The organism is Phytoactinopolyspora limicola, assembly GCF_011320225.1.
In the GTDB taxonomy this organism is placed as follows: Bacteria; Actinomycetota; Actinomycetes; order Jiangellales; family Jiangellaceae; genus Phytoactinopolyspora; species Phytoactinopolyspora limicola.
This window is the reverse complement of sequence record NZ_JAAOEN010000001.1, coordinates 200,407-216,231: the sequence shown is the minus strand read 5'-3', so window position 1 is coordinate 216,231 and position 15,825 is coordinate 200,407. Positions and strand designations below refer to the sequence as shown.

Below are 15,825 nucleotides of genomic sequence, written 5' to 3'. Positions count from 1 at the left end.
GGCGCCGGGTTCTGGGCTCGTCGACCCGCACAACTTCACCCGCTCCCGCCTGATGTGACCGCACAAGTGCTCGGGCGTCCCAGCAGTCGCGATGCGGGTGGTGAAGGGCGGCGTGGGTGGTGGCGGCGCCGGAGCGTCGGCACGGTGCGGGGCGTTGCCCGGTGGGTGAGATGTCCGCCGCGTGGCGCCATGTGACGTAATTGTTACCGGTTCGGTGCCATTGGTCCCTTGAGTTTTCGTTGCGTAAACGTTTTCGTTGTCCGTCACAGGCACGAATGTGCGTGCCTTTCGGTTCGGGCCGACCAGGGATCCGAGCCGGATCCCACGGACGGGAGGCACCAGATGAACCTGAGCAAGAGGAGAGCGGGCGTGGCCGCGATCGGCTGTATCGCTGGGCTGTCGCTCGTGCTGGCCGCATGTGGCGGGGACGACGACGATTCCGCCAACGGCACCGCGGCCGCCGAAAACGGCGATGACGCCGACGACACCGACACCGATCCAGACGAAGACGACACCGACGGCGCCGACGATCCGGGTGACTGCGCGGCCTACGAGCAGTACGGCGACCTGAGCGGCACCACCGTGCACGTGTACACGTCGATCGTCGCGCCGGAAGACCTCGCCCACATCGAGTCGTACAAACCGTTCGAGGAGTGCACCGGTGCCACCATCAACTACGAGGGTTCCGGTGAGTTCGAGGCGCAGTTGACGGTCCGGGTCCGGGGTGGCAACGCCCCAGACATCGCCTACTTCCCGCAGCCTGGCCTGCTGGAGACCGTGGTGCAGGACACCGGGTCGGTCCAGTCCTTGGCGGGCACGCTCGCCGAGGAATACACCGACCTGCACTTCGCTGAGGAGTGGAAGGAACTCGGAACGGTCGACGGCACCTTCTACGCCTCGCCGATCGGTGCGAACGTCAAGTCGTTCGTGTGGTATTCGCCGAGTATGTTCGCCGACGCCGGCTATGAGATTCCGGAGACGTGGGACGAGATGCTCACGTTGTCCGATCAGATCGTCGCCGACGGCAACGGCAAGCCGTGGTGCGCGGGGATCGGGTCCGGTGATGCCACCGGCTGGCCGGCCACCGACTGGATGGAAGACGTCATGCTCCGCATGCACGGCCCCGACGTCTACGACCAGTGGATGAACCACGACATCCCATTCAACGACCCCCAGGTGGCCGAAGTGTTGGCCGCGGTGGGCGACATCCTGAAGAACGACGACTACGTCAACGGTGGACTGGGTGATGTGAGAAGCATCGCCGCCACGGAGTTCCAGGCCGGTGGCCTGCCTATCCTGGACGGCAACTGCTGGATGCACCGCCAGGCATCGTTCTACCAGGTCAACTTCACTGAGGCGGGAGCGACCGTCGCGCCGGACGGTGATGTCTACGCGTTCTACCTGCCCCCGATGGGTGACGACTTCGGCAACCCCGTGCTCGGCGGCGGCGAGTTCGCCGCGGCCTTCGACGACCGCCCCGAGGTGCAGGCGTTCCAGGCGTTCCTCGCGTCGCCGGAATGGGCGAACCTGAAGGCCATCGAAGGCAACTGGATCTCGGCCAACACCGGCCTTGATCTGGAGAACGTCGACACCGAGATCAATCGGCTGTCGGTGGAAATCCTCCAGGATCCGGAGACGATCTTCCGGTTCGATGCGTCCGACCTGATGCCGGGCGAGGTCGGGGCGGGTTCGTTCTGGACCGAGATGACTAACTGGATAGCCAACGACAAGCCGGACGACGAGGTTCTCGACGCGATCGAGAGTTCCTGGCCGCAATAGCGGGGTCAAGACCCTACGGGCCTGTTCGGGGGGCGTGCTCCACGGCCCACCTCTCTGGACGAGTTGTGCTCTCGGTGGCTTCGGCCACCGAGAGCCAGTTCCGAAAGCAGGCTCTGAGCTTGCTGACCGACCAAGGTCGTCTCGCGGCGTGGTTGTGTCATCGGGCTGCGTGATCGTTGCCGGATTCCTGCCAGCACCGGGGCTGAGGGCCGTGCTGTGTGGCCTCGCCGGATGAGGGCACCCGGCAGGCGGATGTTCGCCACCCGCACGCGGAAAGGATGTTGTCTTGTCCGACCCTCGTTCTCCCTCGCCGCCGCCGGCGGACGACAGCGCCGGCTCGACCGTCACGGTCTCCGGCCACGACACGCCGGACCCCCGCCTGTTGGGTGGTGGTCCGCGGCCCAGCGGCTCGGTCCGCTGGACCCTCGCGCTGATCGCGCTGGGGGTGTTCGCCACGGTGGCGGGCGCCGCCTTCCTCCTATCGGCCTTCGGAGTGTCGCCGTTCGACGAGTTCTCCGTCCCGTGGCCCAACTGGTTGCTGGACACGACGACGACGCCGGAGAAGCTCGGCGTCATGGTCTTCGCCATCGTGCTCTTCGTCGTCGTGATGGCACTGATCCTGCTATCGGTCGACCGGGCCCGAGCTGTCCCCAACTGGGCTTTGGTGGCCGCCTTCCTCGGCCCCGCCTTGTTGATGTTGGCCTTCGGCCTGCTGTATCCGATGTTCCGCACGATCCGGGAGAGCTTCTTCGACCGGACCGGAGCGAACTACATCGGATTCGACAACTACGTCACGATGTTCAGCCAGAACGAATTCCAGATCGTACTGCGCAACACCCTGATCTGGGTCCTGCTGGTGCCGATCCTCGCGACGTTCATCGGACTGGTCTACGCGGTGCTCGTCGACCGCACCCGCTTCGAGGCCCTAGCCAAGGGATTGATCTTCCTGCCGATGGCCATCTCGCTCGTCGGAGCGTCGATCATCTGGCGCTTCGTGTACGCCTACCGGCCCGACCAGGACGGCGTCGCGCAGATCGGACTGATCAACCAGCTCTTGGTGTGGATCGGCTTCGAGCCACAACAGTTCCTCCTCGGCGCACCGATGAACACGTTCTGGCTGTTGATCGTGATGATCTGGGTGCAGACCGGGTTCGCCATGACCGTTCTGTCGGCAGCCATCAAGGCGATCCCCGACGACATCGTGGAGGCGGCCCGGCTCGACGGGCTGACGGGGATCCGCATGTTCCGTTACATCACCGTACCCAGCATCCGGCCGGCGCTGATCGTGGTGATGGTCACCGTGACGATGACCACCCTGAAGGCGTTCGACATCGTCCGCACCATGACCGGCGGCCAGTTCGAGACCAGCGTGGTGGCCAACGAGTTCTACACACAGAGCTTCCGGCAGGGCAACTTCGGTCTTGGAGCGACCCTCGCCGTGTTCCTGTTCGTCCTGGTCATACCCGTGGTGATCTATCAGGTGCGCCAGCTGCGTCTCGCCGAGGAGATCCGATGACGACGACACCCACACCTCCGGTAGTGCCCGCCGACACAGCTGCGATACCCCGTCAGCTCACCGCGGCGGAGCGGCGGGCGGCGGCAGCCCGGGCGAAACTGTCGTCGCCGTGGGCGTCGGCCGTGGCGATCGTCATCGCGCTCGTATGGACGATCCCGACGATCGGCCTGCTGGTCAGCTCGTTTCGGCCGCAGCAGTCCATCAACACCTCCGGTTGGTGGACGTGGTTCACCAACCCGGAATTCACGTTCGCCAACTACGACGAGGTGCTCTTCGGCGCTCGGGAATCGTTCTCGACGTACTTCATCAACTCGATCGTCATCACCTTGCCCGCCGTCGTTATCCCCATCACCCTCGCGTTGCTCGCGGCGTACGCGTTCGCCTGGATCGACTTCAAGGGACGGGACATTCTGTTCGTCGCGGTCTTCGCGCTGCAGATCGTGCCGCTTCAGGTAGCCCTCATCCCGCTGATGCAGCAGTACGTGCGCTGGGAGATCGCCGGATCGTTCTGGACGGTGTGGCTATCCCATTCGATCTTCGCGTTGCCGCTGGCGACCTTCTTGCTGCACAACTTCATGAAGGACATCCCGCCGTCGCTGGTGGAGGCGGCCCGGGTGGACGGTGCCGGCCACGTGAAGATCTTCTTCCGGGTGTTGCTTCCGCTCCTGGTGCCGGCTATCGCCGCATTCGGCATCTTCCAGTTCCTCTGGGTGTGGAACGACCTGCTCGTGGCGCTGACCTTCGCCGGCGGCACCCCGAACGTCGCGCCGCTGACCGCGCGCCTGGCCGAGCTGGCCGGGAGCCGCGGTGAGGCCTGGCACCTGCTCACGGCCGGTGCGTTCGTCGCGATGATCGTCCCGCTCGTGGTGTTCCTAGCGTTGCAGCGCTACTTCGTGCGGGGTTTGTTGTCCGGGGGCGTCAAGGGCTAGCGGGCCGTCCCTGGGAAGCTGACTCCTATGACGGGCATCGTGGACGTGGCCGCACGGGCCGGAGTTTCGGTGGCGACGGTGTCGCGGGCACTGCGGGGTCTACCAGGCGTGTCACCTGCCACCCGCGCTGCCGTGCAGGCGGTGGCTACCGAGCTCGGCTACGTACCGTCACCGAGTGCGGCCGGACTGCCCACGGGCCGCACAGGGGCCGTCGGTGTGGTGTCGCCGGTGGCTCGGGGGTGGTACTTCAGCGCGGTCGCCGAGGGCGCCCAGGAAGCGTTCTCGGCGGCCGGATACGACGTGCTGCGCTACGGCCTCGCCGACGTCGAGACGCAGCGGCGGCGCGTCGTCGACACTCATCTGCTCCGCAAACGGGTCGACGCGTTGGTGGTGCTCAGCCTGCCGTTGATGCCGGACGAGGTGACCGCACTGGTCGCGATGCAGCGCCCGGTTGTTGCGATCGGCCCGGTGATGCCCGGCATCCCGACGGTGCGGATCGACGACGTCGAGGTCGGTCGGATGGCGGCCGAACACCTGGTACGGCTGGGACACCGCCGCATCGGATTCATCGGAGGCGATCCGGACGATCACCTCGGGTTCCCGGTGGCCCCGGACCGGCAGAGGGGGTACGCCGAGGTGCTCCGGGCGGCTGGGGTGGAGCCGGATCCCGCCCTGACCGTGGCGGGGAGGTTCGTCGCCGAGGCAGGCGTCGAGGCGTACGCGGAGTTCAAGCGGCGCGGGCCGCTGCCCACCGCTGTGATGGCGGTGTCGGACGAGATCGCCATGGGATTCGTCCACGCGGCTCGGCAGGACGGTGTCCGGGTGCCCGATGACGTCTCCGTGATGGGAGTTGACGATCACGATCTGGCGTGGCTGTTCGGGTTGACCACGGTGGCCCAGCCGGTGCGTGAGGAGGGCCGGATCGCGGCGGCGTACCTGCTTGACCGGTTGCGTGGTCGGGACGCCGACCACGCGGAGATCATGACGCTGCCGACCCGGCTGATCGTGCGGACCACCACCGCGGCCCCGGCAGCACGCTGAGCCGCTGCCGGGGCCACCTCGGTCCTGCTAGAGACTCGGGCCGATGGGCTCAGCTCTGGATCTCTTGCCGTTCGTTGCTGCTCGTGGTGCCGACCGCGTGTGCGGTGTCGGCGCGGACGACGTCGATGCGCCGCGGCCGGGCTTGTTCTGCGACCGGGACGGTGAGGGTCAGCACCCCGTCGGCGTAGGTTGCGTCGATCTCCTCCGTGGACAGGCCGTCGCCGAGGGTGAGTTGGCGGGCATAGGTGCCGGTGGGGCGCTCGCGCGCTAGCCACTGGGTGCCCTCGTCGGCGCGATCAGTGCGTTGGGCTCGCACGGTGAGCGTGCGATTCTCCACACTGACGTCGATGGAGCCAGGATCGACACCCGGTAGGTCGAAATGGATGACGTAATGGTGCCCGGATCGGTAGAGATCGAGCGGCATGGTCGCGGCGTTCCGGGCGGTGCCGAGAACATGGTCGGCTAGGCGGTCGATCTCACGGAATGGGTCGAAGCGAGTCGTCACAACAACCACCTCCAGACAACGACATGCTTCACGTGTGAATGCACATGGCTTCCGCGGGTGCTGTGTCTGCGTGGTGTCCTGAGCGGTCCAGACAACAGCGCCGGTTGCCACCGTCATTTTAGCACTCGCGACATAGGAGTGCTAACCGTCCCGATCAAGGGTGGTGAGTCTGTTTCCGTCCTACAGCAATCATGATCAGGAGGCGACGACATGATAGGTATAGGGAGGGTGAACGACATCACAGCGGAGACCCCGCCCTCCCCCACCCCGTTTCACGATCTGGACGAGTACATCTCACTTCCACGTGCCGCCGGCCTCACACTTTCGCCCGACGGGCGCCGGTTGGTGACAGCGGTCGCCACGATGAACGCGGACAAGACCAGATACGTCACCGCCCTATGGGACGTCGATCCCGACGGCTCGCGTCCGGCGCGACGCTTGACCCGAAGCGCCAAAGGTGAAAGCGGTGCGGCGTTCCTCCCCGACGGCTCGTTGCTGTTCTGCTCGGCCCGTCCCGACCCGTCCGCGAGTGACGACGACGAGGTGCCACTCCTCTGGATGCTGCCCGTCGACGGCGGTGAGGCGCGGGTAGTGGCCCGTCGTCCCGGTGGTGTCGGTGGCGTCGTCGTGGCTCGCGACAGCGGGACGGTGGTCGTCTCGTCGTCCACCTACCCGTCGTCGTCGGACGCCGAGGCGGAGGCGGCCAAACGTAAGGAGCGCAAGGAGAAGAAGGTCTCGGCCATCCTGCACGAGAGCTACCCGGTGCGGTACTGGGACAGCGACCTCGGCCCCGACCTTCCCCGATTGTTCGCCGGGCAGCTCAGCGACGGCGAGGACGAGTTCGCCGAGCCGACCGTCGAGCTGACCGACCTCACCCCCGACGCCGGGCGGGCGTTGGAGCGAGGCGACCACGACATCAGTGCTGACGGACGGACGATCGTCAGCACATGGAACGTCCCACACGCCGCTGGGCTGCGGCGGTCTCTTGTGGTCATCGATACCAACACGGGCGAACGGCGGATGCTCGTCGACGAGCCCGCCTACGAGTACGGCGCTCCACGGTTGAGCCCCGATGGCACCATGGTCGCCGCGGTGCGGGAGCGGATGACGACCCCACACGATCCAGGCGACCAGGTGTTGGTCGTGGTGTCGGTAGCCGACGGTACGGTCCGCGAGCTGGCGCCAGACTGGGACCGTTGGCCGGCCGGCGCACCGTCCTGGACACCCGACGGATCCGCGCTGATCGTCGTCGCCGACGAGAACGGCCGGGCGCCGGTGTTCCGCGTCGAGATCGACACCGGCGCCGTGACCCGGCTCACCGCGGACGACTACGCATACTTCGACGTCTCCGTCTCGCCCGATGGCCGCTACGTCTATGCCATGCGCACGTCGTACCTCGAACCGATGACCCCCGTCCGACTGGCCGCCGACGTCGCGGACCAGACGTCGCACCGGCTCCTCGGCCCGGTACCGGCTCCGCGGCTGCCCGGGCGCCTGGAGGAGGTCGAGACCGTCGCGACGGATGGGACGCGGGTGCGGGCATGGCTGGCCCTCCCCGACGACACTTCGCCGGCCAATCCGGCGCCGCTGCTGCTGTGGATCCACGGTGGTCCCCTGAACTCGTGGAACGCGTGGTCGTGGCGGTGGAACCCATGGATCATGGCGGCGCAGGGGTATGCGGTGTTACTCCCGGACCCCGCGTTGTCCACCGGATACGGTCGCGAGTTCATCAAACGCGGTTGGGGAGCGTGGGGAAAGGCGCCATTCACCGACCTGATGGCCATCACCGACGTCACGGTGGCACGCGACGACATCGACCACAACCGCACCGCGGCGATGGGTGGTTCGTTCGGTGGCTACATGGCCAACTGGGTAGCCGGCCACACCGACCGGTTCGACGCGATCGTCACTCACGCCAGCCTATGGGCTCTGGACCAGTTCGGCGCCACTACCGACGCCGCGTGGTACTGGTTGCGTGAGATGACGCCCCAGATGGCCCGTGACAATTCACCGCATCACAGCGTCGACAAGATAGAGACGCCGATGCTGGTGATCCACGGCGACAAGGACTACCGCGTACCCATCGGCGAGGCGCTGCGGCTGTGGTACGAGCTCGCCAGCCATAGCGTTTCCAACGACGGCGAGATGCCGCACAAGTTCTTGTACTTCCCGGACGAGAACCACTGGGTCCTGACCCCGCAACACGCCAAGGTCTGGTACCAGACGGTGGCGGCGTTCCTGGGCCATCACGTACTCGGCAAAGACTGGGAGCCGCCCGCCATCCTGCGTTGATGGGTCGCAGCTGTTCCGTACCCCGCCCAACCCTGGTGGATCTTTGCCGGGGTTGGGCGGCGGTACGTGGCGGCGGGGTTCACCGGCTAGAGTTTTGGGCGTGCCTGCCAGTACCAGCCGATACGCCTACCTCGGCCCCGAAGCGACCTTCACCGAGGCGGCCGCGCGCCGCATACCGGCGCTCGCCGGCGCCGCACTCGAACCGTACTCCACGGTTCACACGGCGGTTGACGCCGTCCGTACCGGCGACGTCGCTGGAGCCGTCGTACCGCTGGAAAACTCCGTCGAGGGGTCGGTAAACACCACCCTCGACGAATTGATCCGCGGCGCACCGGTGATGATCGCCGCCGAACACCTGCTGCCGGTCACCTTTACGTTGATGGCGCGCACCGGGACCACGCTGACCGGCGTCCGGAGGGTGATCACCCACCCGGTTGCTGAGGCGCAGTGCCGAGCCTGGCTCAGCAAGACACTGCCGGACGCGGTGACGGCGATGGGCTCGTCCACGGCGGCGGCGGCCGAAAGTGTGTCAGGCGGGTCGCCGGGGGTCGACGGCGAGCTATACGACGCCGCGATCGCCGCGCCGATCGCCGCCGAGCGTTACGGGCTGGCGGTGTTAGCCGACGACATCGGGGAAGACAAAGACGCGCTGACGAGGTTCGTGCTCATTACCCGGCCCGGGCGGCCGCCGCGGTCCACCGGATCGGACAAGACCAGCCTGGTCGCGTACATCCGTGACGATCATCCGGGTGCCTTGTTGGAGATCCTGGAGCAGTTCGCCACTCGCGGAGTGAATCTCACCCGCATCGAGTCGCGGCCAACAGGCAACGGGATGGGACGGTACTGTTTCGTCATCGACGCTGAAGGACACCTCAACGACGCCCGGGTGGGTGAGGCGCTCATGGGACTGCGTCGAGTCTGCGCCGACGTGCGGTTCCTCGGCTCGTACGCTCGGGCCGACGGCGTGCGCCCCCCAGTTGGGCGCGGCATGAGCAATGCCGACTTCCGCGACGCCGTCGAGTGGCTGGAATCGTTGCGGTCCGGCTGACGCCGACGGGGTGCACTCCGCTGAGGTAATCGGGTTGTCGGCCGGTAGGGGTGGGCCGGTACGCTCTCAACGTGCTTGATCTCCGAGTGATCCGTGATGATCCGGACCGCCTCCGAGCCTCGCAGCGTGCCCGCGGCGAGAGCATCGACGTGGTCGACGAGTTGCTGGCCGCCGACGAGGCCCGCCGCTCGTCCCTAGCCGAGTTCGAACGGCTGCGTGGCGAACAGAAGGTCTTGAGCAAGGAGATTCCGCACGCGTCTGGTGAGGAGAAGCAGGCGCTGTTGGCTCGGGCCAAAGACCTCGCCGCGGCCGTCAAGGCGGCCCAAGCGGCTGCGGACGACGCCCAGGTACGGCTCGACGAACTCGCCATGGTGCCGTCCAACATCGTGCTCGACGGGGTACCCGCTGGTGGGGAGCAGAACTATAAGGTTCTCCGCGAGGTCGGCACGGCACCCGAGCTGGACAAGGTGCGTGACCATCTCGAGCTGGGCGAAGGGTTGCGGGCCATCGACACCGAACGTGGCGCCAAGGTGTCGGGCTCGCGGTTCTACTTCCTCACCGGTGTGGGCGCGCAACTGGAGCTGGGGATCCTCAACCTGGCCATGAAGACCGCCGTCGATGCCGGGTTCACCCCCGTCATCACACCAACCTTGGTGCGGCCCGAGGTAATGGCCGGAACCGGCTTCCTCGGTGCACACGCGGACGAGATCTACCGGCTGGAGCGCGACGATCTCTACCTGGTAGGTACCAGCGAGGTCGCGCTGGCCGGTTTCCATGCCAACGAGATCGTCGATCTTGACGCCGGACCACTGCGTTATGCCGGGTGGTCGGCCTGTTACCGCCGCGAGGCCGGCTCACACGGCAAGGACACGCGCGGCATCATCCGGGTGCATCAGTTCCACAAGGTCGAGATGTTCATCTACTGCCGCGAGGAGGACGCCATCGCCGAACACGAGCGGCTGCTCGGATGGGAGGAGCAGATGCTCGCGGCGGTCGAGGTGCCTTACCGGGTGATCGACGTCGCCGCCGGAGACCTCGGGTCCAGTGCGGCGCGAAAGTTCGACTGCGAGGCGTGGTTGCCGTCGCAGTCGCGCTGGATGGAGGTCACCTCCACGTCGAACTGCACGACGTTCCAGGCGCGGCGGCTCGGGATCCGGGAACGGTCGGGGGCTGGCCCCAGGACGGTCGCCACCCTGAACGGCACCTTGGGCACCACCCGCTGGATCGTGGCGATCCTGGAGAACCATCAGCGCCCGGACGGTTCCGTGGCCGTGCCGACGGCGCTGCGGCCATACCTCGGCGGCGTCGAGGTACTCGAGCCCGTGGTTCCCACGCGGCGGTGAGGTTCCTGGCACAGCTGTGAGGTTCCTGGCGCGGCTGTGACCCGGTCGGCTGTGGTATCCGTGCGACTGTGATTTACAGTTGCATTCGCACGGGGGCGACATGGTCATAAAACGAGATAAAGGACGCATAACGTCATGGCAGACACGTTGGAAGAGATTCTGCTCGCACCGAGCCGCCGGTCCCTGGTGGTGACCGACGTGGCCGCATTGGTCGACGCCGAGGTCAGCGACAAGAGTGGGGTATCCGGCCTGGCCGTCAAGAGCGGGTACGCGCTGATCAAGAAGATCAATTCGTCGTTCGTCACGGACGCGGTCGACAGCATGCTCGAGAACTTCGTCGCCAGGTTGGAGCCGTTCTACGCCAGCTACCGATCCAGCGGCACCACCTCGTTCAAAGACCACCTGGCGGCCAACTCGGCCGAAGCCGCCGACGCCCTGCTCGGAGTCACCGACGACCGAGCCGCCGCATCGCACCGTGAAAGCGTCAAGAAGGTCTACTCCAAGCTGCGCCCCCAGGCCACGAAGCACGTCGAAGAGGCGTTGCCGCGGCTGGGTGAGCTCGTGGAGAAGCACGCGGCGGCCGTCAACGCCGGTTAGTGTGTTCCGGTGCCGGACCGAATGTCCTGCACCGGTAGGCCGCCACCCCCGCGCACCTAGATGTATCGGGGTCAGGGTTCCAACGTCAGGAACCCTGACCCCGTTTGTATGCCACGGACGTCCCACCCCGCCAGAGTGTGCACCTGATCTCCGTTTTGTCACCTGATCATTTTCTGTGGGGCGATCAGGTGTACCAACGACGGACGACGGCGCGGTGTGATGCATCTGATCGCGTCCCGTGATGTGGACGCGCGGTGATCAGATGTGTAAACGCGGCTCGCTGGTGAGTTGATGCATCTGATCACCAGACCGGCGCCCACCCGCGGGTGCAAGCGACGACGACACGCACACCCCAACAACGACACGAACAGAAGGATCCGTCACCGATCGCTCGCCGGGCCCGTCACGGATCCGCTGACCGAACACTTGCTGCCGATCAGATGCACAACTCGACTCAAAAGCGCTGACCGTGCATCTGATCGCCGCGCGTCCATACTCTGAGACGCGATCAGATGCACCACACCGTGTCGACACCCGCGGTTGGTACACCTGATCGCCCCAGGGAAAACGATCAGGTGGCAAAACGGAGATCAGGTGCACACGCGGGGGTCGGGAGGGGGTTGCGCTAAGGCGGTCCGCTGCGCATCACGCATCTACCTGATCTCACCGATCTCACATCGCGCAGGCTGACCAGGAAAGACGCCACCTGGGTGCCAATTGTCAGGCGCACGGATTCTGGTGCAGGACGCTAGAGATACATGCCGCTACGTTGTTCACCCTCGCCGGGCTGCTGACCAGGCGCGCCTGGTTGTCCAGGGGGCATCTGCACGCCGGGTGGCAGTGCACGGCGCATCTGCTCGAGCTGTGCACGTGCGGCCATCTGCTGAGCGAAGAGTGTGGTCTGAATGCCGTGGAACAATCCTTCCAGCCAGCCGACGAGCTGCGCCTGAGCGACTCGCAACTCCGACTCGGACGGCACAGTGTCATTGCCGAACGGCAACGCCAGACGTTCGAGTTCCTCGACCAGTTCGGGAGCGAGGCCATCCTCGAGTTCGTCGAGGGACGTGCGGTGGATCTCGCCCAACCGGCGGCGGCTCGCCTCGTCGAGGGGCGCCGCTTTGACCTCGTCCAACAGCTGCTTGATCATGCTGCCGATGCGCATCACTTTGGCCGGCTGCTCCACCAGGTCGGTGAGCGAACTCGGCTCTTTGTCATCTTCGTTCTCGTTTGACGCCGGCTCTACGGCCATACCCTCGGGCCCGACAACGACGACCCGTGGGCTTTCTGGGCCCGGTGCGTCATCGTGCTGCTCGGCGTTCTCGTTCGACTCCGTCATACCCCCATCTTGACGCACGGCGAGGGACCACGGCACCCGAGGCGTCTACGAGTCCTGTTCAGCGACGAAGCAGCGCGAGGCGTTCAGGCTGAGACGTACTCACGCTGCCACTTGATCATGTGCGGGCTACACCCCCCAGGAAGTGGCGAACTCGCACATGATCAAGGCAGCCAGACCTGTCGCCCGTCAGTCGCGCCTACTCCCGACCCACGTCAATCTGCCGTTGTCAGTAGGACCTTGCCGACATGGTCGCTGTCTTCGACAGTGCGGTGAGCGCGGGCGGCCTCGGACATGGGAACCCGGTGGTCGACGACGGGTACCACCTGACCGTTGGAGATCATTGGCCAGACGTGGTCGCGGACTTCGGTGACGATGCCGGCCTTCTCGGCGGGTGGCCGGGCGCGCAGCGTGGTCCCGGTGATCGACGCGCGTTTGCCCATCAATGCGCGCAGGTCGATCTCCGCCGCCCGTCCGCCTTGGAGGCCGATGACGACGAGGCGGCCGTTGACCGCCAGGACATCGATGTTGCCGGCCAGGTACTTGGCTCCGATGATGTCGAGCACGACGTCGGCCCCACGCCCGCCGGTAGCGGCGCGGAGTGCCTCGACGAAGTCCTGCTCGCGGTAATTGACCAGGATCGACGCGCCCAGCTGCGCACACCGTTCGAGTTTGGCGGCCGAACCCGCGGTGACGGCGACCGTTGCGCCGAGCGCGACACCGATTTGGATCGCCGCGGTCCCGATGCCGCTGCCGCCACCATGGATCAGCACGACCTCGCCCTGGCGCAGCCCGGCCGTCATGACGAGATTGGACCAGACCGTGCACATGACCTCCGGCAGGGCGGCGGCGGTGACGAGGTCGATGCCTGCGGGGACGGGGAGGAGCTGACCGGCGGGAACCACGACCCGTTCGGCGTAACCACCACCGGACAGTAAGGCACAGACCTCGTCACCCACCGCCCACCCTGATACGTCCGGCCCGACGTCGCGAATGATCCCACTGCACTCGAGGCCGGGCCATTCCGGAGCGTCGGGCGGTGGCGGGTAGTGTCCGAGGCGTTGCATGATGTCGGCGCGGTTGACCGCGGATGCGACCACGTCGATGACCACCTCACCGGGACCGCATACCGGGTCGGGCACTTCCTGCCAGCGGAGGACGTCGGGCCCACCGGCCTCGGTGATGACGACGGCCCGCATCAGGGTTCGGTCCGGTCGGATGGGGTCGTGGCGTCCGCGTCTGCCGACGGCTGTCCACCACCGTCGAGGGGTGGTGTTGCGTCGGAGGTGGCCGCTGCTTGGGGTCCATGGCCGGGCCAGTTGGTGGCGAGCTCGGCCGCGGTGTCGAGGGTGGTAGCGACCGCGCCGGATCCGCCGCCCCGGAGCGCCGCGGCGTAGCCCGCGATGAACGTGGAGACCGGTGCCGCAGGGCGCTCCACGTTGTGGGCGGCATCCCGGGCCAGATCGAGGATGGCGCCGACGTCGACGTCGTCGATTGGCACGTTCAGCTCTTCGCAGAGGGCGGTGATCCACGGGTCCATGGTCATGGTGCCTGGTGATCCTTCCGTACGGCGTCGTCGTCCGGCCGGCCTGGCGGTTGCGCGGTCGGTGTGGTCCCGGTCCAGCGTGCCAGGTCGACCTCGGTGTCGATGTCTTCTGCGGCGATCGGGTCGGGGAGTGTCGCGATGGTGAGGTGGTCGACGAGGTGCCGGAGCGGTCGGTCGGGCAGGTGCCCGGCCGCGCGCAGTGCGGCTTCCAGAGCGGGCCGGGCGTAGACGGCGGTGAGTGGCTGGCGCCGGCCGGTGCCGTCGGTGAGCAGCACGGCGTCCGCTGTGCCGGCGTCGAGTTCTTCGTGTAGCCGTTCGACGGTGCTGGCGGTGACCGCCGGTAGGTCGGCGGCGAGGACGGTCACCGTCGTTGCTGCGGACGGCAGTACGGCCACCCCGGCGTCGAGTGCCGCCAGCGGGCCGCTGCCCGGCGGTTCTTCGACGGTCCACCGCACCGGCCGGCAGGTGGGTCGTAGTGGGCCGACGACGACGATGTCCGGGCAGCTGGTGCAGGCGGCGATGGCGGTGTCGAGCAGCGCGCGGCCACCGACGATCAGCTGGGGTTTGTCGGCGCCCCCGAGCCGTCGGGCCGACCCTCCGGCCAGAATCACCGCACCTCGAGCCATGGGCAACCTCCGGTTATTCCTCCGTCACGACGGACGTCGGCCAGGGCCGACGGTGTCGCAGCGCGGGGTTGCGCTCGCGGCTGGCCGCAAGGTGTTCCCGGTCGATCAGCCCGGACACGACCCCTTCGGCGTCGCCGGTAGCCGCCACCGCAACCCCGAGCGGGTCGACCAGCATGCTGCGGCCGCAATAGGCCTTGCCGGTCTGTGCGGCGGCCGCGACGTAGGTGGTGTTCTCGATAGCTCGGGCCCGCACCAGCGTCGACCAGTGGTCCTCTTTGAGGGGGCCACGTACCCACGCCGCTGGCAACACGAGCACATCCGCGCCGGCGGTCACCAACGCCCGGGAGTGTTCGGGGAAGCGGAGGTCGTAACAGGTGAGCAACCCCAAGGTGAAGCCGCCTACGTCTACCACGGTGGGGGTGGCGGGGCCGGCCAGCAGCCGGTCGGATTCCCGGTAGCCGAACGAGTCGTACAGGTGCGCCTTGCGGTATGTCGCCAGTAGATCTCCGGACGGACCTACGACGACGAGGGTGTTGAACGGCCGGTTGGGGTCGTCGGAGATCTCGAACATGCCGCCGACGAACGTCGCCCCCTGTTGTTTGGCGAGATCGGCCAGGCCGGCGACGAATGGGCCGTCGACCGCCTGGGCGACCGGGCCCAGGGGTGTGGTGGGTGTGCCGAAGTCATGCATCACGGCCTCGGGCAGAACGACCAGCTCGGCGTCGACGCCGGTGACCAGCCGTTGGATGGCGTCGAGGTTCGCGGCCGGATCGAGGCCGGCCGCCGTCTGCACGAGTGCTACACGCATGTGTCCATTCTGGCCCACCGCGCCGGGCTCCCACGGGTCGCCCGTCGCCGGACGATCAGGGCTGGTCAGACCGGGAGCTGGTTGCCTCCCGCCGGAATGGTCGAGGGCGTCCTGTTCAGCTTCTCTTGCACATCGTCAGGGAGGTCGTCGCTACGGTCGCGGAGCTGGTTCTTGTACGCTTCCAGTTCCTCGGAGAACTCCCGCGCCTGCGGCCCGAACCAGACCGTGCCGTTGCCCATCGCCTCGGCGATGTCGTGCAGTTGGCCGCGCACGTCCGGCTTGTCTCGTTCGACATCCGCCTTGAGTTGGAGCAGCGCCTCGTACTCCGGGTTCGGCTGCGTGTTCGATTCACCCGGCTTGGTGGATATCCCGATCGGGGGGCGGTGGTCGATCCGGTTGTCGAGGCCGTCGAAAAGCTCGGTACCGTCGTAGTTCATCGTTTCTCCTTGGGCGGCCGATGCG

15 protein-coding genes are annotated in these 15,825 nt (G+C 66.9%); 8 read left to right on the top strand and 7 right to left on the bottom strand.

Going from position 1 to position 15,825, the window contains the following annotated elements:
- Window positions 1-342 precede the first annotated feature (342 nt).
- The 4 genes from G8760_RS01145 (at window position 343) to G8760_RS01130 (ending at window position 5,265) form a co-directional block, all read left to right on the top strand.
- Window positions 343-1,779: an extracellular solute-binding protein gene (locus G8760_RS01145; RefSeq protein ID WP_166345432.1), complete on the top strand. Its 1,437-nt coding sequence runs from the start codon at window positions 343-345 to the stop codon at window positions 1,777-1,779.
- 574 nt (window positions 1,780-2,353) lie between these two features.
- Entirely contained in the window at window positions 2,354-3,295 is a 942-nt protein-coding gene (locus G8760_RS01140) for an ABC transporter permease subunit (protein WP_166347769.1), read from the top strand.
- Window positions 3,292-4,224 carry a carbohydrate ABC transporter permease gene (locus G8760_RS01135; protein ID WP_166345430.1) on the top strand — a complete coding sequence of 311 codons (933 nt, stop codon included), beginning with the start codon at window positions 3,292-3,294 and terminating at the stop codon, window positions 4,222-4,224. Before G8760_RS01140 ends, G8760_RS01135 begins: the two co-directional genes overlap by 4 nt.
- 27 nt (window positions 4,225-4,251) lie before the next feature.
- Window positions 4,252-5,265 (top strand): LacI family DNA-binding transcriptional regulator, encoded by a 1,014-nt coding sequence (locus tag G8760_RS01130; protein ID WP_166345428.1) that lies wholly within the window; start codon window positions 4,252-4,254, stop codon window positions 5,263-5,265.
- A 49-nt stretch (window positions 5,266-5,314) separates the two neighbouring features.
- Here the strand turns inward: G8760_RS01130 and G8760_RS01125 are convergent, their stop codons facing one another.
- Window positions 5,315-5,770, bottom strand: a complete 456-nt coding sequence (locus G8760_RS01125) for an Hsp20/alpha crystallin family protein (protein WP_166345426.1) — start codon at window positions 5,768-5,770, stop codon at window positions 5,315-5,317.
- Window positions 5,771-5,980: 210 nt separating this feature from the next.
- On the opposite strand from G8760_RS01125, the gene G8760_RS01120 reads away from it, so the two are divergent.
- The 4 genes from G8760_RS01120 to G8760_RS01105 all read left to right on the top strand — a co-directional run bounded on the left by G8760_RS01120 (window position 5,981) and on the right by G8760_RS01105 (window position 11,050).
- Window positions 5,981-8,062 carry a S9 family peptidase gene (locus G8760_RS01120; RefSeq protein WP_166345423.1) on the top strand — a complete coding sequence of 694 codons (2,082 nt, stop codon included), beginning with the start codon at window positions 5,981-5,983 and terminating at the stop codon, window positions 8,060-8,062.
- A gap of 100 nt (window positions 8,063-8,162) precedes the next feature.
- Complete coding sequence (gene pheA, locus G8760_RS01115) at window positions 8,163-9,110, top strand: prephenate dehydratase (protein ID WP_166345420.1); 948 nt, start codon at window positions 8,163-8,165, stop codon at window positions 9,108-9,110.
- A 71-nt stretch (window positions 9,111-9,181) separates the two neighbouring features.
- The gene (serS, locus tag G8760_RS01110; RefSeq protein WP_166345417.1) at window positions 9,182-10,453 is read left to right on the top strand and encodes a serine--tRNA ligase; all 1,272 of its coding nucleotides are present in this window, start codon (window positions 9,182-9,184) and stop codon (window positions 10,451-10,453) included.
- Between the two features lie 135 nt (window positions 10,454-10,588).
- Window positions 10,589-11,050, top strand: a complete 462-nt coding sequence (locus G8760_RS01105) for a DUF6918 family protein (protein WP_166345414.1) — start codon at window positions 10,589-10,591, stop codon at window positions 11,048-11,050.
- A 748-nt stretch (window positions 11,051-11,798) separates the two neighbouring features.
- Here G8760_RS01105 and G8760_RS01100 read toward each other — a convergent pair.
- The 6 genes from G8760_RS01100 to G8760_RS01075 form a co-directional block, all read right to left on the bottom strand.
- Entirely contained in the window at window positions 11,799-12,386 is a 588-nt protein-coding gene (locus tag G8760_RS01100; protein ID WP_166345411.1) for a bacterial proteasome activator family protein, read from the bottom strand.
- 212 nt (window positions 12,387-12,598) lie between these two features.
- Window positions 12,599-13,582, bottom strand: coding sequence for an NAD(P)H-quinone oxidoreductase (locus G8760_RS01095; protein ID WP_166345408.1), 984 nt, complete (start codon window positions 13,580-13,582; stop codon window positions 12,599-12,601).
- On the bottom strand, window positions 13,582-13,929 hold the full coding sequence (locus tag G8760_RS01090; protein ID WP_166345405.1) for a DUF6457 domain-containing protein: 348 nt from the start codon (window positions 13,927-13,929) through the stop codon (window positions 13,582-13,584). The genes G8760_RS01095 and G8760_RS01090 overlap by 1 nt, the downstream gene beginning before the upstream one ends.
- A complete protein-coding gene (mobA, locus tag G8760_RS01085) occupies window positions 13,926-14,555 on the bottom strand; it encodes a molybdenum cofactor guanylyltransferase (RefSeq protein WP_166345402.1) in 630 nt (209 codons plus the stop codon). The genes G8760_RS01090 and mobA overlap by 4 nt, the downstream gene beginning before the upstream one ends.
- A 13-nt stretch (window positions 14,556-14,568) precedes the next feature.
- Complete coding sequence (locus G8760_RS01080) at window positions 14,569-15,363, bottom strand: carbon-nitrogen hydrolase family protein (protein WP_166345399.1); 795 nt, start codon at window positions 15,361-15,363, stop codon at window positions 14,569-14,571.
- 65 nt (window positions 15,364-15,428) lie between these two features.
- On the bottom strand, window positions 15,429-15,800 hold the full coding sequence (locus tag G8760_RS01075) for a hypothetical protein (RefSeq protein ID WP_166345396.1): 372 nt from the start codon (window positions 15,798-15,800) through the stop codon (window positions 15,429-15,431).
- Window positions 15,801-15,825: the final 25 nt, after the last annotated feature.